The organism is Nocardioides agariphilus (assembly GCF_015352445.1).
In the GTDB taxonomy this organism is placed as follows: domain Bacteria; phylum Actinomycetota; class Actinomycetes; order Propionibacteriales; family Nocardioidaceae; genus Nocardioides; species Nocardioides agariphilus.
Genome location: NZ_JADKPO010000027.1, coordinates 1 through 24,817, shown reverse-complemented (window position 1 = coordinate 24,817; position 24,817 = coordinate 1). Strand labels below are relative to the sequence as shown.

The 24,817-nt window shown below is 70.1% G+C and carries 22 protein-coding genes and 1 pseudogene; 14 read left to right on the top strand and 9 right to left on the bottom strand.

Annotation, left to right across the window (positions count from 1 at the left end):
- Positions 1-11 precede the first annotated feature (11 nt).
- Positions 12-575, bottom strand: a complete 564-nt coding sequence (locus ISU10_RS17335) for a GNAT family N-acetyltransferase (protein WP_228501241.1) — start codon at positions 573-575, stop codon at positions 12-14.
- A gap of 59 nt (positions 576-634) precedes the next feature.
- Between ISU10_RS17335 and paaK the strand changes: the two genes are divergently transcribed.
- Positions 635-1,942 carry a phenylacetate--CoA ligase PaaK gene (gene paaK, locus ISU10_RS17330; RefSeq protein WP_194697682.1) on the top strand — a complete coding sequence of 436 codons (1,308 nt, stop codon included), beginning with the start codon at positions 635-637 and terminating at the stop codon, positions 1,940-1,942.
- On the opposite strand, the gene paaZ is transcribed toward paaK, so the two are convergent.
- Positions 1,939-3,987 carry a phenylacetic acid degradation bifunctional protein PaaZ gene (gene paaZ, locus ISU10_RS17325; RefSeq protein WP_194697681.1) on the bottom strand — a complete coding sequence of 683 codons (2,049 nt, stop codon included), beginning with the start codon at positions 3,985-3,987 and terminating at the stop codon, positions 1,939-1,941. The genes paaK and paaZ overlap by 4 nt on opposite strands.
- 102 nt (positions 3,988-4,089) lie before the next feature.
- On the opposite strand from paaZ, the gene paaA reads away from it, so the two are divergent.
- From paaA to paaE, 5 genes are read left to right on the top strand one after another with little or no spacing between them, the layout of a single operon-like run.
- Positions 4,090-5,028, top strand: a complete 939-nt coding sequence (paaA, locus tag ISU10_RS17320) for a 1,2-phenylacetyl-CoA epoxidase subunit PaaA (protein WP_194697680.1) — start codon at positions 4,090-4,092, stop codon at positions 5,026-5,028.
- Complete coding sequence (gene paaB / locus ISU10_RS17315) at positions 5,025-5,357, top strand: 1,2-phenylacetyl-CoA epoxidase subunit PaaB (protein ID WP_194697679.1); 333 nt, start codon at positions 5,025-5,027, stop codon at positions 5,355-5,357. Before paaA ends, paaB begins: the two co-directional genes overlap by 4 nt.
- A 7-nt stretch (positions 5,358-5,364) precedes the next feature.
- Positions 5,365-6,303 (top strand): 1,2-phenylacetyl-CoA epoxidase subunit PaaC, encoded by a 939-nt coding sequence (paaC, locus tag ISU10_RS17310; protein WP_194697678.1) that lies wholly within the window; start codon positions 5,365-5,367, stop codon positions 6,301-6,303.
- Positions 6,297-6,785 (top strand): 1,2-phenylacetyl-CoA epoxidase subunit PaaD, encoded by a 489-nt coding sequence (gene paaD / locus ISU10_RS17305; RefSeq protein ID WP_194697677.1) that lies wholly within the window; start codon positions 6,297-6,299, stop codon positions 6,783-6,785. Before paaC ends, paaD begins: the two co-directional genes overlap by 7 nt.
- A 2-nt stretch (positions 6,786-6,787) precedes the next feature.
- Positions 6,788-7,846, top strand: coding sequence for a 1,2-phenylacetyl-CoA epoxidase subunit PaaE (gene paaE, locus ISU10_RS17300; RefSeq protein ID WP_370865598.1), 1,059 nt, complete (start codon positions 6,788-6,790; stop codon positions 7,844-7,846).
- A 141-nt stretch (positions 7,847-7,987) separates the two neighbouring features.
- On the opposite strand, the gene ISU10_RS17295 is transcribed toward paaE, so the two are convergent.
- Entirely contained in the window at positions 7,988-8,551 is a 564-nt protein-coding gene (locus tag ISU10_RS17295; protein ID WP_194697675.1) for a GNAT family N-acetyltransferase, read from the bottom strand.
- A 43-nt stretch (positions 8,552-8,594) separates the two neighbouring features.
- Positions 8,595-9,863: an HNH endonuclease signature motif containing protein gene (locus ISU10_RS17290; protein WP_194697674.1), complete on the bottom strand. Its 1,269-nt coding sequence runs from the start codon at positions 9,861-9,863 to the stop codon at positions 8,595-8,597.
- A 347-nt stretch (positions 9,864-10,210) separates the two neighbouring features.
- Here ISU10_RS17290 and ISU10_RS17285 point away from each other — a divergent pair, with 347 nt between their 5' ends.
- The 4 genes from ISU10_RS17285 to ISU10_RS17270 are packed head-to-tail and all read left to right on the top strand — an operon-like array spanning position 10,211 to position 12,677.
- Positions 10,211-10,492 carry a hypothetical protein gene (locus tag ISU10_RS17285; protein WP_194697673.1) on the top strand — a complete coding sequence of 94 codons (282 nt, stop codon included), beginning with the start codon at positions 10,211-10,213 and terminating at the stop codon, positions 10,490-10,492.
- 9 nt (positions 10,493-10,501) lie between these two features.
- Positions 10,502-10,723 (top strand): putative signal transducing protein, encoded by a 222-nt coding sequence (locus ISU10_RS17280; RefSeq protein ID WP_194697672.1) that lies wholly within the window; start codon positions 10,502-10,504, stop codon positions 10,721-10,723.
- Positions 10,720-12,069, top strand: a complete 1,350-nt coding sequence (locus tag ISU10_RS17275) for an MFS transporter (protein ID WP_194697671.1) — start codon at positions 10,720-10,722, stop codon at positions 12,067-12,069. Before ISU10_RS17280 ends, ISU10_RS17275 begins: the two co-directional genes overlap by 4 nt.
- On the top strand, positions 12,066-12,677 hold the full coding sequence (locus ISU10_RS17270; protein ID WP_194697670.1) for a hypothetical protein: 612 nt from the start codon (positions 12,066-12,068) through the stop codon (positions 12,675-12,677). Before ISU10_RS17275 ends, ISU10_RS17270 begins: the two co-directional genes overlap by 4 nt.
- Here the strand turns inward: ISU10_RS17270 and ISU10_RS17265 are convergent.
- The 5 genes from ISU10_RS17265 to ISU10_RS17245 all read right to left on the bottom strand — a co-directional run bounded on the left by ISU10_RS17265 (position 12,625) and on the right by ISU10_RS17245 (position 17,907).
- The gene (locus ISU10_RS17265; RefSeq protein WP_370865593.1) at positions 12,625-13,353 is read right to left on the bottom strand and encodes a TetR/AcrR family transcriptional regulator; all 729 of its coding nucleotides are present in this window, start codon (positions 13,351-13,353) and stop codon (positions 12,625-12,627) included. The genes ISU10_RS17270 and ISU10_RS17265 overlap by 53 nt on opposite strands.
- Positions 13,354-13,399: 46 nt before the next feature.
- Complete coding sequence (locus tag ISU10_RS17260; RefSeq protein ID WP_194697669.1) at positions 13,400-14,803, bottom strand: cobyric acid synthase; 1,404 nt, start codon at positions 14,801-14,803, stop codon at positions 13,400-13,402.
- Positions 14,804-14,898: 95 nt separating this feature from the next.
- Positions 14,899-15,576, bottom strand: a complete 678-nt coding sequence (locus ISU10_RS17255) for a VC0807 family protein (protein WP_194697668.1) — start codon at positions 15,574-15,576, stop codon at positions 14,899-14,901.
- 35 nt (positions 15,577-15,611) lie between these two features.
- Positions 15,612-16,763: an alanine/ornithine racemase family PLP-dependent enzyme gene (locus tag ISU10_RS17250; protein ID WP_194697667.1), complete on the bottom strand. Its 1,152-nt coding sequence runs from the start codon at positions 16,761-16,763 to the stop codon at positions 15,612-15,614.
- A gap of 10 nt (positions 16,764-16,773) precedes the next feature.
- On the bottom strand, positions 16,774-17,907 hold the full coding sequence (locus ISU10_RS17245; RefSeq protein WP_194697666.1) for an N-acetyltransferase DgcN family protein: 1,134 nt from the start codon (positions 17,905-17,907) through the stop codon (positions 16,774-16,776).
- 300 nt (positions 17,908-18,207) lie between these two features.
- Between ISU10_RS17245 and ISU10_RS17240 the strand changes: the two genes are divergently transcribed.
- From ISU10_RS17240 to ISU10_RS17225, 4 genes and pseudogenes are all read left to right on the top strand, one after another.
- Positions 18,208-21,921, top strand: coding sequence for a hypothetical protein (locus ISU10_RS17240; protein ID WP_194697665.1), 3,714 nt, complete (start codon positions 18,208-18,210; stop codon positions 21,919-21,921).
- 677 nt (positions 21,922-22,598) lie between these two features.
- Positions 22,599-23,534 (top strand): annotated as a pseudogene (locus ISU10_RS17235) (glycosyltransferase family 87 protein); the annotation flags it as partial.
- A gap of 11 nt (positions 23,535-23,545) precedes the next feature.
- The gene (locus ISU10_RS17230) at positions 23,546-23,788 is read left to right on the top strand and encodes a hypothetical protein (RefSeq protein WP_194697663.1); all 243 of its coding nucleotides are present in this window, start codon (positions 23,546-23,548) and stop codon (positions 23,786-23,788) included.
- Positions 23,788-24,159, top strand: a complete 372-nt coding sequence (locus ISU10_RS17225; RefSeq protein ID WP_194697662.1) for a tyrosine-type recombinase/integrase — start codon at positions 23,788-23,790, stop codon at positions 24,157-24,159. The genes ISU10_RS17230 and ISU10_RS17225 overlap by 1 nt, the downstream gene beginning before the upstream one ends.
- Positions 24,160-24,817: the final 658 nt, after the last annotated feature.

Below are 24,817 nucleotides of genomic sequence, written 5' to 3'. Positions count from 1 at the left end.
TCGACCCGGGCTCAGGCTCCGGCTCGTCGTGCCGTCCACTCGTGGTCGAGGAGGCCGAACAGGAGCTCGCTGCCCCAGGAGCCCTTGAAGAACACGTTCTCCACGAGGAGGCCCTCTCGTCGGAACCCGACGCGCTCCAGCAGTGCTGCGGCGGGTGCGTTGAGCGCGTCGGTGACCGCGTGCACCCGGTGCAGCCCGTACGTCGCGAACAACCAGTCGAGGTAGCCGGTCAGGGCCTCGGTCGCGAAGCCCTTGCCCTGTTGGTCGGAGGCGACCGTGAAGCCGACCTCCGCCACCCTGGGCTCGTCCTCCTCGATGTGCAGCGCCAGGTCGCCGACCAGCAGGCCGGTCTCGCGCGACTCCAGCGCGATCTGGAACCAGTCGCCGGGCACGCCCGGCTCCTCGCCCTGCAGCGAGCCGACGAACGCGTGGGCGTCTGCCAGTGTGAAGCCGCTCCAGCTCTGGTAGCGAGCGACGTCCGGGTCTGCGCGGTACGCCGCGAACGGCTCGACGTCGGCCGGTGTGAACCTCCGCGCCAGGAGACGCTGGGTCTCGAAGTACGTCGTGGCCGTCATGGCCGTCAGTATGGCGGCGGCTCAGGCGGGTCGCGGGGCTGCGGTGACACGATGGCGCGATGGAGGACCTGAGCCCTCGACCGGGTGACCTGGAGCCGATCGAGACCGTGTCGGTCGACGAGCTGCGTGCGGTGCAGACCGAGCGGCTGCGGTGGTCGGTGCGGCATGCCTACGACCACGTGCCGCACTACCGGCGCAGCCTCGACGCGGCCGAAGTGCATCCCGACGACATCACCTCGCTGGAGGACCTGGCCAGGCTGCCGTTCACCTCGAAGGCGGACCTGCGCGACAACTACCCGTTCGGGATGTTCGCCGTCCCTCGCGAGGAGGTCGTCAGGGTGCATGCGTCGAGCGGTACGACGGGCAAGGCCACCGTGGTGGGCTACACCCGCGACGACATCGACATGTGGTCGACCGTGATGGCGCGCAGCATCAGGGCGGCGGGCGGGCGAGCCGGGCACCTGGCTCACATCGCCTACGGCTACGGGCTGTTCACCGGCGGGTTGGGCGCGCACTACGGCGCCGAGAAGCTCGGCTGCACGGTCGTGCCCGTCTCGGGCGGCATGACCGAGCGGCAGGTCCAGCTGATCACCGACTTCCGGCCGGACCTGATCATGGTGACGCCGTCGTACATGCTTGCGATCGTCGACGAGCTGGAGCGACAGGGCATCGACCCGCGTACGACGTCGCTGAAGGTCGGCATCTTCGGTGCGGAGCCGTGGACGAACCGCATGCGTCACGAGATGGAGCAACGCCTCGACATGCACGCTGTCGACATCTATGGGCTCTCGGAGGTGATCGGCCCTGGCGTCGCGTCGGAGTGCGTGGAGACCAAGGACGGGCTGCACGTCTGGGAGGACCACTTCTATCCCGAGGTCGTCGACCCCGAGACCGGCGAGGTGCTGCCCGACGGCGAGGAGGGCGAGCTGGTCTTCACCTCGCTGACGAAGCAGGCGATGCCGGTGCTCCGCTACCGCACACGCGACCTGACCCGACTGCTGCCCGGCACGGCCCGCACGATGCGCCGGATCGAGAAGATCACCGGCCGCACCGACGACATGATCATCCTGCGCGGGGTGAACCTGTTCCCCACGCAGATCGAGGAGCTGATCCTCCGCACTCCGGCCCTGTCCCCGCACTTCCAGTGCGTGCTCGAGCGTTCGGGCAGCCTCGATGCGCTCACCGTGGTGGTCGAGCGGCGCGAGGACGCGACGGACGACACCGCTCAGGAGGCCGGCGCCGAGCTGCGTCGCCTGGTGAAGAGCTCCATCGGCGTCACGGTCGCCGTCGACGTCGTCGCGCCGGCGGGCGTCGAGCGCTCGATGGGCAAGATGAAGCGGATCGTGGACAACCGCCCCGCTCGCTAGCCGGCCAGTGTCTTGGCGACGAGCGTGAGCACGTCGTAGGTCGCTACGGGCTCGCCGTGCTGGTTGGTGACCAGGGCGTCCCAGCGGACCTCGCCGTAGTCGGCGCTGGTGCGCGGCGTGATCTGCTTGACCGTCAAGGTCACCGCGATGGCGTCGCCGGCCTTGACCGGGGTCAGGAACCGGAGGTTGTCGACCCCGAAGTTGGCGAGGACCGGACCGGGGTCGGGGTCGACGAACAGGCCAGCGGCCAGCGAGACGACGAGGTAGCCGTGGGCGACGATGCCGCCGAACAACGGGTTGGCGGCAGCGGCTTCCGGGTCGGTGTGGGCGTAGAACGTGTCGCCGGTGAACTCCGCGAAGTGGTCGATGTCGGCCAGCGTCACCGTGCGCGACGGAGTGGCGATGGTGTCGCCGATGCGCAGCTCGGCCAGGCTCTTGCGGAACGGATGAGTGCCCTCCTCCCGGCGCGGCGACCCCGTCGTCCAGCGCCCGGTGACTGCTGTCGTCATGGCGGGGGAGGCCTGCAGCGCGGTGCGCTGCATGTGGTGGAGCACGGCGCGTACGCCGCCCAGCTCCTCGCCGCCGCCCGCACGTCCGGGACCGCCGTGCACCAGCATCGGCAGCGGGGAGCCGTGGCCGGTCGACTCGGCGGCGTCGTCGCGGTCGAGCACCAGGATGCGTCCGTGCCACGGGGCCAGTCCGAGCACGACGCGACGGGCGACGTCGGCGTCGTGGGTGACCACCGAGGCGACCAGGCTGCCGCGACCGCGGGCGGCCAGATCGACGGCCTCCTCGACGGAGTCGTAGGTCAGCACCGAGCTCACCGGTCCGAACGGCTCGACATCGTGCGGCTCGACCGCGCCGCGCTGGGACCTCAGCAGCACGGGGGAGAGGTAGGCGCCGCGCTCGGCGTCCCCGTCGACGAGGTCGATCCGGTCAGGGTCGCCGTAGACCACCTCGCCCGAGGCCCGCAGGGACTGGATGGCCTTGCGCACCTCCTCGCGCTGGTCGAGGGAGACCAGCGCGCCCATGCGGGTGTCCTCGTGGCGGGGGTCGCCCACCGTGACCCGTGCCAGCCGGTCGGTGATGGCCTCGACCACGGCGTCGGCCATCGCAGCCGGCACGATCGCGCGGCGGATGGCCGTGCACTTCTGGCCGGCCTTGACCGTCATCTCGGTCACGACGCCCTTGACGAACAGCTCGAGCTCCGGGTCGTCGGCCGTGACGTCGGGGCCGAGGACCGAGCAGTTCAGCGAGTCGGCCTCGACGCCGAGCTGCACACCGCCGTGCAGCACCTGCGGGTGGTTGCGCAGGAGACCAGCGGTGTGGGCGGACCCGGTGAAGGCTACCGAGTCCTGGACCGTGAGCTCATCGAGCAGCCCGGCGGGGCTGCCGCACAGCAGCTGCAACGAACCCTCCGGAAGGATGCCGGCCTCGACGATCCGGCGTACGGCGAGCTCGGTGACGTAGGCCGTCTGCGCGGCCGGCTTGACGATCGACGGCAGTCCGGCCAGGAAGGCAGGCGCGAGCTTCTCGAGCATCCCCCAGACGGGGAAGTTGAACGCGTTGATCTGGACGGCCACCCCGGGACGTGAGGTGTAGACGTGCTGGCCAACGAACGAGCCGCCGCGTCCCAGCTGCTCGAGGTTGCCGTCGATGGCGACGATGTCGTTGGGCAGCTCTCGCACCCCCTTGCTCGCCATCCCGAAGACCGTGCCGAAGCCGCCGTCGATGTCGACCCATGAGTCGCGCTTGGTCGCGCCGGTGGCGTAGGAGAGCTCGTAGAGCTCGTCCTTGATGCCCGTGGCGGGGTCGGAGAGGTGCTTGGCCATCGCCTTGAGGAGGCCGGCGCGCTCGTGGAAGGTCAGGGCGCGGATCGCCGGGCCGCCGACCGTCCGCGCGTACGCCGTCATCTCGCGCAGGTCGAGCCCCTCGCTGGAGATCCGGGCGACCTCGTCACCGGTGCCGGCGTCGAGGAGGGGCCGGCCTTCGGCGGGCGCCGTGTACCAGCGGCCGGCGGCGTAGCTCTCGAGCAGTCTCGTCACGGCAAGATTCTCCCTGGATCGGTGGTGGGGGCGCGAGCTTGCGAGCCCCGAGACCACCTGCCACAGTAGTTACTGACCGATCGGTCTGTAAATGGAGGTTCCATGACCGCGACGCTCGAGGAGCAGTTCGAGAGCACGATCGCGGGGCACGACCGCATCGAGCCCCGCGACTGGATGCCGGAGGGCTACCGCAAGACGCTGATCCGCCAGGTCGCCCAGCACGCCCACTCCGAGATCATCGGCATGCAGCCCGAGGGCAACTGGATCACCCGGGCACCGTCGCTGCGACGCAAGGCCATCCTGCTGGCCAAGGTGCAGGACGAGGCCGGCCACGGGCTGTACCTCTACTCCGCGTGCGAGACGCTGGGCGCCTCGCGCCGCGAGCTCTACGACAAGCTGATCAACGGCCAGCAGAAGTACTCCTCGATCTTCAACTACCCGACGCTGTCCTACGCCGACGTCGGCACCATCGGCTGGCTCGTCGACGGTGCGGCCATCTGCAACCAGGTGCCGCTGTGCCGAACGTCCTACGGGCCCTATGGCCGCGCGATGATCCGCATCTGCAAGGAGGAGTCCTTCCACCAGCGGCAGGGCTATGAGCTCTTGATGACCATGATGCGCGGCACCGAGGAGCAGCAGGCGATGGTGCAGGAGTCGGTCGACAGGTTCTGGTGGCCGGCGCTGATGATGTTCGGCCCACCCGACGACCAGTCGCCCAACACCGCGCAGTCGATGGCGTGGGGCATCAAGCGCGACACCAACGACGAGCTGCGCCAGAAGTTCGTCGACATGAGCGTGCCGCAGGCGGCGGCCCTCGGCGTGACCTTGCCGGACCCGGAGCTGCGTTGGAACGAGGAGCGCGGCCACCACGACTTCGGCCAGCCCGACTGGGAGGAGTTCATGGCCGTGGTCAAGGGCAACGGGCCGTGCAACGCGCAGCGGATCGCGCACCGGCGGCAGGCGGACGAGGACGGCGCGTGGGTGCGGGAGGCAAGCATGCAGTTCGCCGCGAGGAACGAGCGGCGGGTCGAGACCCGGTGAGTGGTCTCGACAAGCTCGCCCGCCCGGCGCAGGACGACCGCCCGGCGGGGCGCGAGTGGCCGCTCTACGAGGTCTTCGTCCGCGGCAAGCGCGGCCTCAACCATGTCCACGTCGGGTCCCTGCATGCGGCCGACGACGAGATGGCAGTGCGTCACGCCCGCGACGTCTACACCCGGCGCAACGAGGGCGTCAGCATCTGGGTGGTGCGCTCCGACGCGATCACGGCGTCGAGCCCCGACGAGAAGGACCCGCTGTTCGCGCCCGCCGGCGACAAGGTCTACCGCCATCCGACGTTCTACGACATCCCCGACGACGTCCCCCACATGTGAGCACCCGATGACTCCTCACGTGCACGACCACGACTCCGACCACTCGTCGGTGTACGACGGTCTCGTCGGGAGCGATCCGTCGCACTGGGCCTTCGGCACCGACTTCGAGGACCCGCTCGCCGGCGTCGACACGACGCTGGCCGACGGCGTCGACGGCCCGACCTTGGCGGCGTACTGCTTGATGCTCGGCGACGACGCGCTCGTCTACTCCCACCGGCTCTCGGAGTGGTGCAGCCGCGCGCCGGACCTCGAGGAGGACATCGCGCTGACCAACATCGCCCTCGACCTGCTCGGCCAGGCCCGGCTGCTGCTGGCGCGGGCGGCGGCGGCCGATCCGGGCGTCGTACCGGTCCTGCCCGACGGCTCGCCCATACCCCCCGAGGACGCACTCGCGTTCTTCCGCGAGGCGGGCGAGTTCCGCAACGTCCGGCTGGTCGAGCCCGGCAACGGCGACTTCGCCGTGACGATGGTGCGCCTGCTGGTCTTCGCGACCTGGCGGCTGGCGATCATGCAGCGACTGGAGTCGAGCGTCGACCCGGTGCTCTCGGCGATCGCGGCCAAGGCGGTCAAGGAGGTCACCTACCACCGCGACTACGCCGGGCGCTGGTTCCTCACCCTCGCGCAGGGCACCGACGAGTCCAGGCGTCGGCTGCTCGCCGCGCTCGATCTCGTGTGGCCCTACCGCGGCGAGCTCGACCGGGTCAGCGAGGTCGAACGACGCGCGGTGGATGAAGGGTTCGGTGTCGATCCTGCGGCGGTCGCAGCCGAGGTCGACGTCGTGCTGGAGCAGGTGTTCTCGGTCAGCGGAGTCGAGCGGCCCGAGCGTCCGGCGCTCGCCGCCGTCCGCGGCCGCGCCGGGCGCGATGGCCTGCACACCGAGGAGCTCTCGCGCATGCTCGCCGAGATGCAGTCAGTGGCGCGCGCTCACCCGATGGGCCGATGGTGACGGCCGCCAGGGCGATCGCCGCGTCGGTCACCGACCCGGAGATGCCGATGCTCACCCTGGAGGACCTCGGCGTGCTGCGCGATGTCCGCGAGGAAGGGCGCCAGGTCGTCGTCACGATCACACCCACCTACTCCGGCTGTCCGGCGATGGCCACGATGCGCGACGACCTCGTGCACCGACTGTCCGATGCCGGGTACGACGCACGGGTCGTGGTCTCCCTGAGCCCTGCGTGGTCCACCGACTGGATCACGCGCCGTGGCCGCGAAGCCCTTGCTGCCCACGGCCTCTCGGCTCCTGGTCCGGCGCCTCGGCGGGATGGGCCGGTGCCACTGACCTTGTTGCCGGCTCCGCGGACGGTGAGCTGCCCGCGGTGCGGCTCCGCCGACGTACGCCTGAGGTCCGAGTTCGGCGCGACGGCCTGCAAGGCGCTCTACGCGTGCGAGGCATGCCTGGAGCCGTTCGAGCACGTGAAGGAGATCTAGTCGTGGCGACGACCTTCCACGCCCTGCGCGTCGCCGACGTCGAGCAGCTGACGGACGACGCGGTGGCGGTGACCTTCGACGTGCCCGACTCGCTCGCCGAGGAGTTCGACTTCGTGCCCGGCCAGAACCTCACCTTGCGGCGCGTCGTCGACGGCGTCGAGGAGCGCCGCCAGTACTCCATCAGCTCGGCCGCCGGCGCACGCCCGCGGGTCGGCGTCCGCGAGATACCGGACGGTGAGTTCTCGCGGTGGCTGGTCCGCGAGGTGAAGGCGGGCGACGAGATCGAGGTGCTGTCGCCGAGTGGGCGCTTCTGCCCGGACCCGGCGTATCTCGCCGGTGGTCACCATCTGTGCATCGCCGCGGGCTCGGGGATCACCCCGATGCTGTCGGTGACCGCCAGCGTGCTGGCCAACTTTGGCGACGTCACCTTGATGTACGGCAACCGCACGACGTCGTCGGTGATGTTCGCCGAAGAGCTGGCAGACCTGAAGAACCGCTACGGGCCCGAGCTCCAGCTCATCCACGTGCTCTCGCGCGAGCCTCAGGATGTCGACCTCTTCAGCGGCCGTCTCGATGCCGGCCGGCTGCGTCGTCTGCTGACCTCGCTCGTGCCGGTCGCGCGTTTCGACCATGTCTGGATCTGCGGCCCGCACGCCATGCTGCTCGACGCTCGCGCCGTACTGGCCGAGCTGGGGGTGCCCAAGGAGCACGTCCACTTCGAGCTGTTCTACGTCGACGAGCCACCACCTGAGCTGCACCGCGCAGATGCCGAGGTCGAAGGAGAGACCAGCGAGGTGACCGTCGTGCTCGACGGCCGCACCACCACCTCAGCGATGCCCAAGGCGGAGTCGATCCTCGACGCGGCCGGACGGACCCGCAACGACCTGCCGTTCGCGTGCAAGGGCGGCGTCTGTGGCACGTGTCGCGCCAGGGTCGTTGAGGGTGAGGTCGACATGCGCCGCAACTACGCGCTCGACGACGATGAGGTCGAGCGTGGCTTCGTGCTGACCTGCCAGACCCACCCGGTCGGTGACGCCGTCACCGTCGACTTCGACGCCTGAGGCGCCCCTCGACCGGCGTTCGACGCCTCTGGGCCAGTGTCTGGGACTGGAACGCTGAATCGCGACGGGTGCTCACCAAGGTCGGGTTCACCGAGACCGATAGACGGGAGATCGACCCGCCCCACGGCACGACTCACTTCTTCAGCCGTGAGCTCGATCCGGCGACCACTCCCGCCTGAGCAACCCGTAGACCCACGAGTCGGACACGTCGCCGTTGACGACGCAGTTCTCGCGCAGGGTTCCCTCGCGCACGAACCCGAGCTTCTCCAGCACCCTGGCCGATGCGACGTTACGCGTGTCGGTCTCGGCCTGGACGCGGTTGAGGTCGAGCGTCTCGAAAGCCCAGTGCAGCAAGGCAGTTGCGGCCTCGGTCGCGTAGCCATGACCCCAGGCGGCCTTGCCGTAGCAGTAGCCCAGCGACGCGCTGCGGTAGTCGGGGTTCCAGCCGTTGAGCGTGCACCAGCCGACGAACGCGCCGTCCTCGACGCGATCCACGGCCAGCCGTGCACCCGTGCCCTCTTCTGCGAGCTCACGACAGCGGACGACGAACCGCTGGGCGCGATCGGGCTCGGTCCAAGCAGGCGAGTCCCAGTAGCGCAGCACCTCGGCGTCGCTGTGCAGCGCGAAGATGTCGTCGGCGTCTGCCTCACTGAAGGGACGCAGGCGGAGACGTTCGGTCTGCAGCGTGGGCGTGGGTAGCGGCATGGCGACATCGTCTCCTGCGCGTGAAGCTCATTGATCCGCCGCGCTATTGGCGTCGGTGGAAGGTGGTGGTGCCGTTGGGGTGGTAGGTGACGGTCCAGGTGGGGTCGTGGGCTCGGTCGTGGTGGTAGGGGCACAGGAGTCGGCCGTCGTGGAGGTTGGTGGGGCCGTCTTGGGACCAGGGGGTCTGGTGGTGGGCTTCGCAGTAGGTGGCGGGGACGGTGCAGTCGAGTTCGGTGCAGGCCTTGTCGCGGACTTGCAGGGCGATGCGTTGGTTGTCGTCGAAGAGGCGTTTCTTGCGGCCTTGGTCGAGGACCACGGACTTCCCGCCCAGCACGATGGGCAGGATCCCGGTGTTGCAGGCCAGGCGTCGGGCTTGGCCGGCGGTCAGCTTCTGGCCGCCGGTGGTCTGGGCGGTGCCGGCGAGGCCGGCTTTGTCGAGGTCGGCGAGCAGCTGGTGGTGGCCGATGGTGACCACGAGGCTGGTGGCTCTGCCGCCGTGGCGGGGTAGGTCTGTGGTCAGGACCCGTTCGAGGAGGGCGACGAACGCGATCCCGGATTGCCGTTCGCGTGGCAGGTTCGCGAACTCCCCGGCGCCTGAGGACTCGGGCCGCTGTTGTTGGTCGGGTTGGTGGCGGCGTCGGGGGTTGGTGAAGGCGGCCAGGTAGGTGGTGAGCATGGCGGCGGCGAGGTCGGGGATGCGGGCGTGCAGGTCGGTGGATCCGTCGCCGCGGCGGCGCAGACTGAGCCGGGTGGCTGCTGAGGCGCGGTGTTCTTGGGTCAGGAGCCGGTGGTGTTCGTGTTGGTCGGCGCTCTCGGGGGCGAGGTATTCCATGAGGCGGCTGCCGAGGATGGCGAGGTCGCGGGGTCCGAGCCGGGCGGCTTCTTGGACCAGGAGGGTTTCGGCTTTGGCGAGCAGGTCCTCGCCGAGCTCGTGGGGGAGGTCGGTGAGGGCTTTGTCGATGACGCGGACCTGGGCGAGGTTGACCTCGCCCTTGCGGAACGCGGCCTGCAGGTCACTCCATCGGGTGTCCAGGGCGGTGGCGAGGGTGGCGTCGGCACGCAGCCGGCCGGGGGCGTCGCGGGTCACCGACGCCAGCCAGGCGGCGGGGGACCTGGTGGCGGTGGTCTCGGCGACATCGCCGGCGACGGCCAGGATGCGCATCAGTTCGGCGTCGATGCGGGCTTTCGCCTTGGCCAGGGCACGCATCGCTTCTTGTTTCTCGGTCACGGTGCGGTAGGTCGGGTTGACCGACCCGATCTCGTCCAGGCAGGTCTCGAGCCGGTCGAGCGGCTCGGCGTACGTGCTGGACATAGGTGAAATCCAAACAGAGACCACCGACAGTCGACGGTCCAGAACCCCTGTATTTACTGGGTTTCCACACCGGCTGACACCAGTTTTCGAAGATTGTTGAGCTCGTCGGTCACTGGGTTTCGAGACGGGCGCGGAAGCTAGCGCCTGTCTCCTCGGCCTGTCGTAGTCGCTGGTCCAGGAAGGCGCGCTGGCGCCTGTCTCCTCGGCCTGTCGTAGTCGCCGGTTGAGGAAGGCGCGCCTGTCTCCTCGGCCTGTCGTAGTCGCTGGTTGAGGAAGGCGCGCCTGTCTCCTCGGCCTCTCGTAGTCGCTGGTTGAGGAAGGCGCGCTAGCGCCTGTCTCGAAACCCGGTGACCGATGGGCTCACCTGGTTTCGAGACGGTTGCTGCGCAACCTCCTCAACCAGCGGAGACGGCGCGGCCGCCTCAACCAGCGGAGACGGCGCAACCTCCTCAACCAGCGGAGACGGCGCAACCTCCTCAACCAGCGGAGACGGCGCAACCTCCTCAACCAGCGGAGACGGCGCGGCCTCCTCAACCAGCGGAGACGGCGCGGCCTCCTCAACCAGCTTCGACAGCGGGTTGGCGAGGGCGCATGTCTCGATGACCGCCCAGGGGACACGCGGGCGCTAGCCTCGGCGCATGGGGGAGCTGGTCCGCACGAACGACCCGGTGTTGCTGGCGGTGGTCCAGGCCCTGCTCGAGGGCGAAGGCATCCCGTGCCACGTCGCCGACCGCAACATGAGCGTGCTCGAGGGCTCGGTGAACTTCATCCAGCAACGGGTGCTCGTGCCTGACGAGCTCGAGGCTAATGCCCGCGAACTGCTGGTCGAGGCGGAGCTGGGTGAGTGGCTGATGCGGTGAGCCCGCGTCGGGTCGCCGGCCCGTTGCTGGCCGTGACGGTGGCGCTGGTACTGGCGGACTCGGCGGTGGTGACCCTGGCGCTGCCTGCGATCCTGCGCCACCTGGATGCGTCGGTCGGCCAGGTGGCCTGGGTGCTGATCGCGTTCAACCTGGTGCTGGGGGTCGCCGCCGTGCCGGCCGCCTGGGCGTTCACGCGAGCCAGGCCGCGGGTCTTCAGCGCGATCGGCATCGCTGTCTTCGCGGGCGCCTCCGCGTGGTGCGCTGTCGCGGGCTCGATCGAGGTGCTGGTGGCGGCGCGCTGCCTGCAGGCACTCGGCGGCGCGTTGGCCCTGGTGGGCTGCCTCGAACAGCTCGTGGCCCTGTACGGCGAGCGGCGCGGCGTCGCCACCTGGGTCACAGGCGGGGTGGTCGGCACGGCGACCGGCCCGGTGCTGGGCGGACTGCTCACCGAGACGATCTCGTGGCAGGCGATCTTCGTCGTGCAGGTGCCGTTCGCCGTGTTGGCCGTGCCGGCGGCGCTCGCTGTGTCCGCCGTGCCCGAAGTCTCGCCCGACCGGCACCGTCCCGCAGTCCGTCCCAACCTGACTCTCGCGCTGCTGTCGGCGGCGCTCACGGCTGCGCTCTTCTTGCTGGTGCTGCTGCTGGTCGAGGGCTGGCAGCGTTCGCCGGCGACGGCAGCCCTGACGGTGTCGGTCGTCCCACTCGCGGCCCTGGCGGCCCGACCGCTCGCGCGGCTCCTGAAGCCTCCGGCGCCCGTCGAGGTCGCCTCGGGCTGCCTCCTCATCGCTGGCGGGCTGGCGGGGCTCGCGCTCCCACCGTCAGCAGACCTGGTGTGGACGCTCGCGCCGCAGGCCCTCGTGGGCCTCGGCCTCGGGCTGACCGTCGACCGGCTGACCGCCCAGGCGATGGAGCTGCGGCTTCCGCGGGTCCGGCACGCGGGCTGGACGATCGGGGCCCGTCACCTCGGCGTCGTGCTGGGACTGGCGATCCTGACTCCGGTCTTCACCGACGACCTGCGCGAGGCACAGGCGCCCGCGCAGGAGGCGATCGCCTCGATCGTGCTGGACGCGCCCCTGAAGTCCCAGGACAAGATCTCCGTGGCCAAGGCCCTGGGCCGCGAGCTGACCGCAGAAGAAGGACGGGTGCCCGACCTGCACCGAGCCTTCGTCACTCTCGACGTCGAGCCATCCGAGCGCGCCGCCCTGGCCGAGCTCGAGCGCGATCTCGACGCCCAGCTCGAGCGAGCCGCCACTCGGGCGTTCCGCGACTCGTTCCTGATCGGCGCCGGTCTCTCCCTCCTCGCGCTCGCGACCGTGATGACCCCGAGACGGCGGACCCGACCATGAACCGCCAGCTCTCCGCGACGGCCCTCCCAGCGCTCGCACTCGCGCTGGTCGGCAGCGTGCTGTGGGTGCAGGTCGCCAACGGCGGCGGGGCCTTCGAGCCGCTGCAGCCGGCAGATCCGTGCGTCGAGCGCACCGTCACGTCGCGTGACGAGGGCATCGAAGGACTCACCGAACGACTCGTGCTGCTCGGCATCGACGGCGCCGCCTGCATCCTCGGGGTCAGCCGCGAGTCGCTCACCCTCGAGCTGGCCCAGCCCGGCCCTCGCACGGACGAGCAGATCGATGCCCTTCGTCGCGGACTGCTCTCGGCCGTCGGGCGGATGAAGCGCGACGGCACCCTGCCCCCGGCCTCGGACCTGGCCGACGAGGCGCTGGCAAACGCCGACCTCAACGGCCTGCTGAAGAAGCTCATCCTCGCGCTGCCCGACTCCGTCATCGACGCCGCGGTGAAGACCGACGACGTGCTGGTGCGCACGATCAACGATCTCGACCTGAGGGAGGTGCTCGCTGACATCGACGACCAGGACGACCTCAACCGTCAGGTGAACGCGGCCGTCACCCAGGCTGTGAAGGAGTCGCTGCTCCAGACGCTGCGCGACCTGGTCTGACCGCGGCTACTTCGCGCAGGACCTGTCCCTCGCCCTGACCCGGCTGTCCGGCCGTTCGACTGGCCGCTGTGAGCCCGTCGAAGGCCAGGCTCGCCACCAGGCGCGCGAGCGAGTCCGGCTCGATCGTGCCGTCGGGTCGGTACCACTCGACGAGCGAGTTCACCGTCCCGAACAGCAGCCGGCTGATCAGGTCCGGCGGGATGTCGTCGCGCAGCGCGCCCTCGTCGACCGCCTCCTGCACCAAGGTGGCGAGCCGCTCGTCGATCGCCCGACGCCGCTGGAGGGCTGCCTGCTCGACCTCGCTGTTGCCGCGCACCCGGAGCAGCAACGTCACCGCCGGCTGGTGGGCTGCCAGGATCCGCACTGACTCCTCGACCGTCGTACGCAGGCGTACGGCGGCGCTGGTCCCCTCCGGTGCGGCCAAGGCCACCTCGATCGCGCGGTTGAGCCCGTCGAGCGCCTCGTCGAGCGCCGCTGCCAGCAGGTCCTCCTTGCTGTCGACGTGGTGGTAGATCGCGGACTTGGTGAGCCCCAGATCCTTGGCCAGGTCGCCGATCGACGTCGCGTCGTACCCCTGCTGGTTGAACAGTGCGATCGCCCGACGCAGCACCGTCTCCTGGTCGAAGCCGGGCCGACCGCGACGCCCGGCCCTGGGCACCTCTCCCGCGTCGGTCACCGGGTCACTGTCCCACGCCAGCAGGCCCGGCAGCCCGGCCGTGCGGTCACGCCCGGATGCCCTCCGTGGCCAGCCGCAGCAGGGCGTCGACGTCGAGGTGCTCCTCGACGAGGTCGCCGAGCAGGTCGAGTCGGCGTCCGCGGGACGCGGAGAAGCCGGCGCGGCTCGTCACGCCGAGCGCAGTGGCGAGGTAGTTCGCGCGGTGGCCGTCGTCCTCGAGGGCGCCGTGCACCATCGTGCCGGTGATAGAGCCACCGCTGAGCGAACCAGTCACCTGGCCGTGGTGGATCTCGTATCCGGCGGGGTGATGGCGTCGTAGCGTCTTGTGCGGGCTGAACTCGGTGCGCAGGTCGAGCAGCCCGAGGCCCGGCACCGTCGACGGCGGACCCTCGACGCCGTACGGGTCTGCCACCTCGGTCCCGAGCATCTGGCAGCCACCACAGATCCCGAGCACCGGCCGGCCGGCCGCGGCATGCTCGACGATCGCGTGGTCGAGTCCGCGCGAGCGCAACCACGCCAGGTCGGCCATCGTCGCGCGGGTGCCCGGCAGCACGACCAGGTCGGCGTCGGCCAGACCACGCGGGGTGGAGGCGAAGACCACGTCGAGGTCCGGCTCCAATCCGAGGGCGTCGACGTCGGTGAAGTTGCTGATCCTGGGCAGCCGGACCACAGCCACCCGTCGCGCGGTGCCGGTGGGATCCGAACGTCGACTCGTCAGGTCGAGCGCATCCTCGCTGTCCAGCCACAGGTCGGGATGCCAGGGCAGCACTCCGTGCACGGGCCTGCCGGTGCGGGCCTCGAGTTCGTCGAGGCCGGGCTGCAGCAGGCCGCGGTCGCCGCGGAACTTGTTGACCACCCACCCCGCCAGCAGCCGGGCGTCTTCCTCGTCGAGCAGGGCGAGCGTGCCCACGAACGCCGCGAACACCCCGCCGCGGTCGATGTCGCCCACGACGACCACCGGGAGTCCGGCGTGGCGGGCCAGCCCGAGGTTCACGTAGTCGCCACGGCGCAGGTTGATCTCGGCGGGGCTGCCCGCACCTTCGGCCACCACGACCTCGAAGCGAGCCGCCAGGTCGTCGTAGGCCGCAAGCGCCGCGCGGGCCAGATGTGCGCGACCGGCCTCCCAGTTCGACGCGTCGACCTCGCCCGCTGGCCGCCCGAGCAGCACCACGTGGCTGCGGTGGTCGCTGCCCGGCTTGAGCAGCACCGGGTTCATCGCCACCTCGGGCTCGACGCCAGCGGCCAGGGCCTGGATCCACTGCGCCCGCCCGATCTCCGCGGCCCCCTGCGAGGTGGGGGTTGCCGAGATCACCATCGAGTTGTTGGACATGTTCTGCGCCTTGTAGGGAGCGACCTTGATGCCCCGTCGCGCGAAGGCCCGGCACAGTCCGGTCGTGACCACCGACTTACCGGCATCGGAGGTAGTGCCGGCGACCAACAGTCCGCTCACGACGGTCCCGGGAAGAGGTAGAGGTCCATCCGCACAGCCTGGTCGATCGGCTCCGCGGAGCGTTGCTGCCACGTCGATGCGTTGGCGCCGGCCCTTCAGTCTGCGCTGGCAGGCCTGAGGAGACCTTCGCGACGTCCCACGACTGCGGACAAGGTGATGGTCGCGACTGTCGCCAGGACCGTCAGCGCGAGGATCGCGCTGCTCTTGACCAGCACGAAGCTGACCGTGGACAGGGACAGCAGCAGCCACAGGGTGACGGTGCCCTTGATGGCGATCACCAGCGCCCACAGCATCGTGAGGTGGCGAAACAGCCGACGGATGCCGGGCCGCGCGGCCAGTGCTGCGTCGAGGGGGTAGAAGTCCGGCGCGATCCGGGCGACAGCCGGGGTGGCCGACCACAGCGACGCCACGAAGAGAAGGGCCACCACAGCGTCGACGAAGACCGGCTGCACGAAGTAGACGAACGTGTTGCCGGTCAGGAGGGTGAAGCCCGTCTTGACCGCCATGATCGCCAGGGCGAGCACGAGCAACCCGGACATCGGTCTACCGGTTCCCCGCCGCCAGCACAGTGCTGCGACCATCCAGCCGAGGGCGACGACCAGGGCCGTGTCGACGTTGAAGACGACCATGGCGACGCAGAACAGCATCGCGGGGACAACCACGGCAGTCACGATGCTCATCACGGTGCGGGCCACGATCGCCTGGAGCTGTGGCATTGCCGGCCGCGATGGCACCTCGACCGGAACGACGTCGCGGTCCTGGAGCTGGTTCATCTGATGTGCCCGCCCCCGGCTGGGACGGCCGGATGTCAGGGTGCACCGGGGACGGTGGAGCAGCGGCTCCTGGAACTGGAAGCACCCGGCACCTCCACGGTACCCGCGTCACGGGCAAGCAGCCCTGTCGCGCGCAGTTCGACGACGTCGACGAAGGGTGAGGTCATCGCGCGCAGCAGCCCGCCGTACCCGACGCCGAACCTGAGCTCGTCACCGACGGCCGCAGTGACGTCGCCGAGGTCGACGACCAGATGGTCGCTGCTCATGCCGAGCACGGTGACACCCGACGGCGGCCGCAGGCCCTCCAGCTCGACATCCTGCCGACCGACAGCGAGGACGCCTTGCCGGACGAGGCCTCTACCGGGGCGCGGCCCGGGTGCACCGAAGGCGCCCTCGCCCATGACACCCCAGGGCTGCGCAGGCTTGTCACGGACCTCGATGAGCTCGCCGGCCAGCGCCATCGCATCGGTCCGGAGTCCCGCGATCGGCAGGCGCGTCAGGGGATCGAGGCCCAGCAGGATCGCCTCGCCCAGTCGGAGGTCGTCGACGCGGCCGGTGTCGGGCGAGTCGAGCGCCCAGCCGACGTTGGCCGAGTTGCCGCCGGAGACCACGCAGAGCCGCGCCCCGACTGCTCGCTCCACCTCATCAGCCAGCCTGGACAGCTCGCACATGTTGGTCTGGTCGGGCACCACCCCGCTCTGGCATGCGAGGTTGGTTCCGATGCCGGCCAACGTCAGTCCTGGCAGCGCTGCCACGTCGAGGGCAAGCGGAACCAGGTCGGAGGCCACCACCCCCTCCCGGAGGTCGCCGAGCTCCACCATCAGCACGACAGCGTGTGTCGTACCGAGACGGCTGGCGGCCCGGGAGAGGGCCTCGAGCACCGAGATCTCGGTGTTCAAGCTGGTCGATGCGTGACGTACGACCGCATCGACCTGGCTGGTCATGGGGGAGCGGATCAGGGTGAGGGGTACGTCGATCCCCGCGGCACCGAGTCGGGTGAGGTTCTCGACCCGTGAGTCGCCCAGCCCGTGGGCACCTCCGGCGATCATGGCCCGTCCCACGCCCGGTGATCCGAGCGATGCCTTGGTCACGCCGGTGACGCGGATGCCGCGAGGGGCGAGGCGATCGACCAGGCTGCGCGTGTTGGCCTCGATCGCACCGAGGTCCACCTCGAGGCGAGCATTCATCGAGGTGAGCTCATCGATCGACGGTCGCGCGCGGCTCCTGAAGCGCCGGGAAGGCGTCGAGCACCATGGCGACCAGCTGGTCCAGCGGCCGGGTGAGCGGGTCCGTCGCGGGCAGCCCGAGGTCGAGCTCGATCTCGTCGATCGCCCTGCCGATGGCCGCATCGTCGGCCATGCCCTCGTGGTTGACGGTGATGCCGATGACACTGGTGTCGGCGAAGCTCTCGATCAGCGCCACCTCGCTGGCGACGCTGGGCATGGCGACCATCGGGAAGTCGCCGAGCACCCGACGCTCCGGCGCGTGCTGCACGATCACCCCAGCGGGGCGGCTGCCGCGCAGGATGTGGGCGGAGGTCAGGTACGCCGGGTGGCTCAGGGCGCCCTGGCCCTCGACCACGATGACGTCGGGGTCCTCACCCTCGAACGCCGCGACGACCTGGTTCTCGACCTCGCCGGAGCAGAACTGCGGGACCAGCGCGTCCAGCGCGACGCCGTACTTGCCGCCCTGCATGATCGTGGTCTGGCCGGTGCCGACCATTACCGCCCGGATCCCGCGCTCGTTGAGCGCTCGCACGAGCAGGGTGGCGGTGGTGCGCTTGCCCACCGCGCCGTCCGTGCCGAGTACGGCGATGCGCGGGCAGGTCACCTCGAAGATGCGTCCCGAGAAGAGCTTGAGGTCCTTCTTGTCCTTGGGTCGGCGTACGTCGGTGATGGTCACGCCGTGCAGCAACGCGGCGGCCACGAACTCGGCGTCGTCGTTGAGGAAGTCGTGCAGTCCGTTGACGACGTGCATGCCGTGGGCGATCCCGTCGAGCAGCACGACCCGCTGCTCGGGCGAGAGGAGTCCGTCGGCGGGCGCGACGCCGCAGATCAGGTAGTCGGGGATGCGGCCGGCGTGGGACAGCGCCTCGGCGAGGTTCGCCAGAACCGGGATCCCGTTGGGCGACCCGTCGAGCACGGTGCCGGCGTCGGCGCCGGCGTACCTGCTGTCGAGCACGCTCAGCACGTCGTACTTCTCGGAATGACGGACCAGGCCGTTGGCGGTCTTGCCGTCCTGCTCGCCGAACTGGCCCTCGCAGTAGACGACGGCCGTGCTGCCCTCGGGCAGTGACGGGGACAGGTCAGGGACGCGCGACGGCACAGACATGCTGCTCCTCTGAAAGCTCAGAGGAGGCGACGGGACGTGTCCGGGCGATGATGCCCAACAGGGGACGGGGCGTCTGCTCTAAGGGGCGGGCAGGCCGCCCGCTGTCATCGACAGTAGCAGTGGCGCCGGGCGCAGCCGTGATCGTGGGAGGCCGCGCCCGCCGCCGCACAACGGGCAGGGGGGTGAACAACCCGCCTCGGAGCACTAGGGTCGGACTGCCTCGGGGCGGCGGCAGTGGCGGGTCAATGGGCGGCTGACTGGGGGCAGATGGTGGCGACGGCGCGTGCTCGGGTGTGGTTGGTGGCGATCGGGGCCTTGGTCGCGACCTCGCTGCAGGCGAACGTGCCGGCGCATGCGGAGGACCCGGTCGTCATCGACCTTCCGGTGTCGACCTACACCAACCCGGTCCAGGTCACCTATGCGGACACCACGACCATCATCCCCAGCGACATCAGCATCCCGGTGGGGGAGCAGGGCGGTCAGGTTGCCTCGCAGTGCAGCTCCATCCCGGGCGGCTCGCTGTCGGGAGGCTACGGCAGCCTCTGCATGGGCAACCCGGCGCCGAACGCCGCCCCGCCCGAGCCGATCAGCGGCGGTGAGGATCTGGTGCCGTTCGTCAAGGACGCGGACGCGGCCGCGGCGCTCAACCCGCTGGTCGCCGAGGCAGCGCAGTACGTGCGCGCGACCTACGACCTCCCCAGCGACGCGCGGATCGGGAAGTACGCGCGGGCGGAGATGAGGGCTTACCTGGTCAGCCGTCTCCTCGACATCATGGACCGCGACGCCTCCAACATCATCTTGACCCAGCAGGAGCGCACCGCGCTCGACTTCGTGGAGGCCGAGCAGATCGCAGACGACCGCGCTCTCACCGACGCCGCCGTGGGCCAGCTCGGGCTCTACCAGGCCTCGGAGTGCGTCTACTCGCCCCCCGTCGCGCCGGCGAGCGTGACCAACCCGCTGCCGGTGCCCGACGACGTGCAGGACTGGTGCGGGGTGCTGCACCACCCCGAGGCGACCGCAGCTGTCTTCGCGCCTCCGATCCCGACGGTGGACGACTTCACCACCTGGGGCAGCTACGCGATCAGCGAGGACCTCGGCCTCGACGCGATGGCCGACGACGTCGTGAAGGCGCAGACCCGCGACGCGGTGCTCACGCTCGGGCTGCTGGGCACCATCGCCGGGGCGATCGGCGCCGGAGCGCTCGCCGCGACCCTGGCCGGCACCTTCTCCAGCGTCGCTTTCCTCGCGGCAGGCATCGCCGGCAGTGCTTCGGTCGGCGGCGCGGCGCTCGGCAGCGCGGTCCCCGGTGTCGCCACCGCGTTCGTGGCCACCGGCATCGCCGCCGCCGCCACGATCGCCGTGGTCGCCGTCGTCGCGCTGGCGGTGATCGCCTTCGCGCTGTACCTGTTCATCCAGCATGAGGGCGTCGGGATGGAGCTCGTACGCCGCCAACGGCTCGCCCAGAAGTCGACCGACCCCTTCGGCCTCGACGAGCTCAAGGATGACTGGGCCGGAACGCCTCCCCGCAGCCAGATCGACCCCGACAACCCGCCGGCGTACCGCACCGGCCAGGCGATCCTGCGGCTCACCGCCAAGGTGACCCAGTGGACCACCGTCCAGCACATCCCCGCGACTGCGACCGACCCGCCGATCACCCAGGTCGTCGCCGATCCCAGCACGCTCTGGGCCGACAACGCCTCGACCCCGGCGGACCAGAAGTTCATGGTGTCGGTCGACGGCGCACCGGAGCAGCCGGCCAGCAGCATCACGGTTCCCCAGGACGGCGGCTACGCCACAGTGCGATTCAGCCGCGACTGGATGATCGTCAAGCGTCCGGGCGAGGCGGAGCGCGCGGCCCTGTCGTTCGGCTACATCGACACCCTCGGCAAGAGCCGGATGGCGATGCGCGCACCGCGGACCGTTGGCGGCTTCCTGGTGGCGGCGGGTGACGCGTCCGGCGACCTGGTCGGTGCGAAGCTCAATCCGATCACCTTCAAGAACCAGCAGAACCAGACGGTCTCGGTGCGTATCCCCACCACCAACCTCTCCGGCCTGGCCGGTCCCCGACCGACGGCCGTCGGACCCCTGATCGCGGGCCGGGTCGTGATCCTGCGGCCCAACCCGGTCGGGCCCACCGGCGGCTCGATCGACCCCGGGGTCGCGGAGGCCGACTACGACTACGCCTGGACCGTCAACCGCCTCGACCCCGAGACGGGCACCTGGCCCGAGGTCACCACCAGCACGCTCTTCGGCCCGAGCTTCGTGCCGACGCAGACGGGCACGTACGACGTGCGGGTCACGATGAGCGAGAAGGGCGACCCGTCCATCAAGAAGTACGGCCAGCTGCGCTTCACCATCGAGCCGCCGCCGATCACGCCGGCCGTGCTCCAGCTCATCGACAACGGCAGCGACCAGGTGCAGGTCGACGTGCAGCTCACCGAGCCGGTGCCGACCGACGCGATGAACGTCCGCGTCGACTGGCCCTCGGAGCTCGGGCAGAGCGGCACCTCTGACATCCTGATGACGCCCTGCATCCAGACCGACCCGCTCGAGTGCACCACCCCGCGCACCGGCCCGGCCAACCAGCTCACCCACCAGCTGACGCCGCTGACCGACCTGCGCCAACCCGTGCGGGTCACGATCTACAACGGGTACGGCGCCGCGCTGACGCAGGAGCTCTTCATCGGCGGGCCCGGTCGTCCGTCGTTCGGCCCGCCCACGGCCGGCGTCAACGACGGTCTCCCCGGCGAGGTGAACACCAGCGACGGGATCACCCGCGTGGTGATGCCCTTCGGACTCAGCCGCTTCGACGAGTACGAGGCGGCCGTCGTCGTGCCGAGCGTCGGCGGGGGCGACGAGATCCAGATCGTCGACCCGAGCAACCCCGACCAGACGGTGACCAGCACGCTCGTGCCCGGCACCACCAATGTCGTCGTCACCGTCGCGAAGGTGGACGGCACCTGGCGGCTGCTCGTCGAGGGCAACCCGCGGATCGGCGACCTCGGCACCCACGACCTGCCCCTCGTGCTGTCGCAGATCAGCACGAACCGCAGGAGTCTGGTCGTGTTGGCCGTCGACATCGTGCCGTCGACCAAGGACCGCTACCGCGGTGGCCTGCAGAGCACGGTCGACCCGCTGAACTTCGGCGTCGCGACGCCGCCGTCGATCGACCCCGTCCTTCTGGGCGGTCGCGCCGACTACGCGGCGTACACCGGAGACATCTGCGTCGGCCTGCAGTACGAACCCGGTCCGTTCTCGCCGGTGCGCGAGAAGTGCGGTCCGCGCGACTGGTTCCTCCAGCCCTCGGGCGAGGCGTTCCAGTTTCCGTACGCCGAGCTTTTCCCCGAGGGCATGGACGTCGGGCAGTACGTGACGTCGATCCGGCTCCTCGGCCAGGACCCGACGGTCGACAACACGCCGACCACATCCAGCTTCTTCCTCACCTCGCCCGCGAGCTTCGCGGCACCCCACGTCGTCGGGTCGACCCCCACGATCAGCGGCACCCCGCGGGTCGGCGTGAGGCTCACGGCCGACCCCGGCCCGTGGTTCCCGACCACGACCGTCAAGACCTTCGAGTGGCGTCGCGACGCGTCGCCCATCAGTGGTGCCACCGGGTCGACGTACGTGCCGACGGCCGACGACCGCGGGCACGTGCTCTCGGTCCGCGTCACGGGCATCGCGACGGGCTGGGTCTCCTCCTCGGCCGTCTCGGCGCCGACCGCGCCGGTGGCGGCCGGCGTGCTCTCCCGCACTCCCCGCCCCCGGATCTCCGGGATCACACGGGTCGGCCGCACGCTGACGGCCAAGCCGGGAACCTGGGACTCCGGCGTGACCTTGCGCTACCAGTGGTACGCCGGCACGAAGAAGCTCGCGGGAAAGACCAGCAAGCGGCTCTTCCTGACCGCGGGTCTGAAGGGCAAGCGAATCAAGGTCAAGGTCGTCGGCACAAAGCGCGGGTACCTCAGAGTGGTGGAGCTGTCCGCCCTCACGCGGCGCATCGGCCCAGCCTCGTAGGGCTCGGGGTCCGCATCGGAGGTCATCCCGGCTCAGGGCACAACAGTGTCTGGCGCCCCCGGGAGGACTCGAACCTCCGACCGGCGGATTAGAAGGCCGATCGGGGAAGTCCGGTCGGGTAGGGGCAGACACGTCATGGTGGGAGTTTCGGCTGGTCAGAGCGGGTGGCTACGCGGAGCAGGTGCGACGTGGTCACGTGGGGTCGGGTCGGGGGGTGCCCCACGTTCTGCCCCGGCTAGTCGCCCAGGCGAGCGGCCAGGGTGCGCTGGGCCCGGCGGACCGACAGTGCCACGCCGCGCGAGTGCGCGGATGCGGCCCCGCAGCGTTGTCGGGCGATTAGCCTGCGTGCGTGATAAGACTCTCAACGCTGCAGGACCGTGCGCTCGAGCGCGCCCAGCTGCCCGCTCGCTGGGTGACGATCGGCTCCTTGATCCTGTGGCCGGCAGTCCTCTTGGGGTTCTCACTCAAGGACTACGTGTTGCCGCGCGACGGCCAGCGGGCCCCGCACATCGACCTCGAGGTGTACCGGGTCGCCGCGGCGTCCTTCCTGAACGGGGAGACCCTCTACGACCGCACCTGGATCATCCCCCCACTCGACAGGGGCCTGCCGTTCACCTACCCGCCGTTCGCGGCGTTGGCGCTCAGCCCGACGACCTGGCTGTTCAGTCGCCGCCGTCGGCGTCGTCTGGTCGGTGCTGACCTACCTGCTGCTCTCCGGGGTCCTCTACGGCTTCGCCCGCAGCATGGGAGAGAGGCGGCCCACGGCGGCGCTCTGCGCGGTGGTCGGACTGGGCGTGGGGGTCTGCTTCAACGCGATGAACTCACACCTGAGCAACGGCCAGATCAACCTCGTTCTGGTCGCGCTCGTCGCGGCTGATGTCCTGGTGAAGCACCCGCGGTGGCCACGCGGGGTGTTGGTGGGTGTGGCCGCGGCGATCAAGCTGACGCCGGCCGGGTTCATGTTGCTCTTCATCCTGCGCTCGGACTGGCGCGCCGTAGCGTGGGCGGCCGGGTCCTTCCTGACGTGCACCTTGCTCGGCGCCATCGTTGCCTGGGACGACAGCGTCTCGTTCTGGACGTCGATCGCGAGCCGGAGTGAGGAGGTCAGGGTCTTCGACGAGCCGAACGCGTCGATCCACGGGGTCCTTTCCCACATGCCCCTCGGTCCCCTCGCCAGGCCGGTAGCGGTGGTTGCGGTCCTGGGGGTGCTCGCTGTCGGCGCGGTCGCGATCACCCGGCAGCTCCGCGACGGTGAGATCGCGGGAGCCCTCTTGGCCAACGCGGTCGTCATCTTGCTGATCTCGCCCGTCTCGTGGTCACACCACTGGGTGTGGATCATCCCGGCCGCCTTGGTGCTCACGCTCTGGGGTCTGCGCGGGTCCCAGGTCGATGCGGTAGCCGCGGTGCTCACCGTGGCCGTGTTCATCAACGGCGGACATTGGTTCGTCTACGTGGCGTGGGGCCTGACGTTCCTCGCCCTCTGCTGCTACCAGCCAGACGACGACGAAAACGCCCCGCCCTCCGAAGCTGGTGGGGGCCATCGCCGGCGGTGCGCTCGTGCTGTTCGGAGGGATGGCCCAGGCCGTGAAGCTGGGCATGGACTCGCGCACTAGGGACCGAGACGATGGCGTGGGCTGAGCAGCTGGAGTCGGCCGTTGGCGGGGCAGGTACCGGGACGCCCATGGCCGCAAGGAAGGCACCGAACCGCTACGCCCCCGAACGGGGGAGCGCTCGCGTTGTGGAGACCTTTGAGGAGAAGACCGGGATGATCAATGCCTACCCGAAGGGTCGTCGGATCCAGTCCGCACCGATCCCCGTGTGGCTGACCGATGAGGCCTACGAGCTGCTCGAGGCGCACCCCGGCTGATGCGGGCTCAAGCATCGGCGTCGGCAGTCGTGTCGTCGGGGCTGGTATTCACCACGGTGCGAGGCAAGGTCCTGCGGGGCACCAACTCGTCCGAGCGCGTGTGGCGGCCGGTGGTCGCGAGGGCCGGGGTGGGGCACTGCCGGGTGCACGATCTGCGGCACAGGTTCGCGTCGTGGCTGCTGCACGGTGGAGTGTCGTTGGCGGAGGTCTGGAGGCCGCTGGGGCACGTGTCTCCGTTGACGACTCAGTGGTACGCGCACGTGGCCGAGACCCCGCGGGATTGGTCCCTTCGCTGCTGCCTGCCCCAGATCTGCCCAGGTGGTCGGCGGGGTGGCCTGAGATCAGGACGTTTGCGCAGGTCATCCCTGTAGGAGCGGGGCCGGTCAAGGGGGGCTTTGGTCTTTCTTGCTGGGCTGCGACGTCGTTGCGGGCGCGTCGATGAGGGGGCGGGGTCAAGGCTGGGCGGAGCCCGACCGCGTAGCGGCCGGAGGGCCTTGACGGCGATCCTGTTCGGCGCATCGTGTTGGGTTGTCGCGGCTCTTTGGGTGTCCTGGGTGGTCGTTGGGGTGGTGGACGTGGCTCGCATCAGGGCCGGCGTTATCGGTGGGGAGCAGGCGTGTGCCGCTCGGTCATCGCTTCGCGGCGCCCGGTAGCCGTGGCGGCCGGGGTCGCATGACGGGGTGCGCGCCAAACTGGTTCGGTCGGTCGGGGTCAATCAGAACGGACGACCTCGCCGCAGGACGCATGTTCGGCGGGGGTCTTGACCTGCACGGCCCGCGACCGACCGAAGTCTCGGAGGTCCACTGGGAGGTTTACTCGGAGGTTCATGCCGCTGTCCGCGGCTGGGGTGCTGGGTGGAGTGCTCGGACGTGGTGGTCGCGCAGCGCGTAGTAGACCAGCTCGATCTGGACGCGGGCGGCGGCCACCACGGGGCTTGTCAGCGTTCCTGTGTAAGGGCCTGACCTGACTTTGATATTAGGCGTTGTCCAGACGGCCGGGGAACATGACGTCGAACTGGTTCATGGCGAT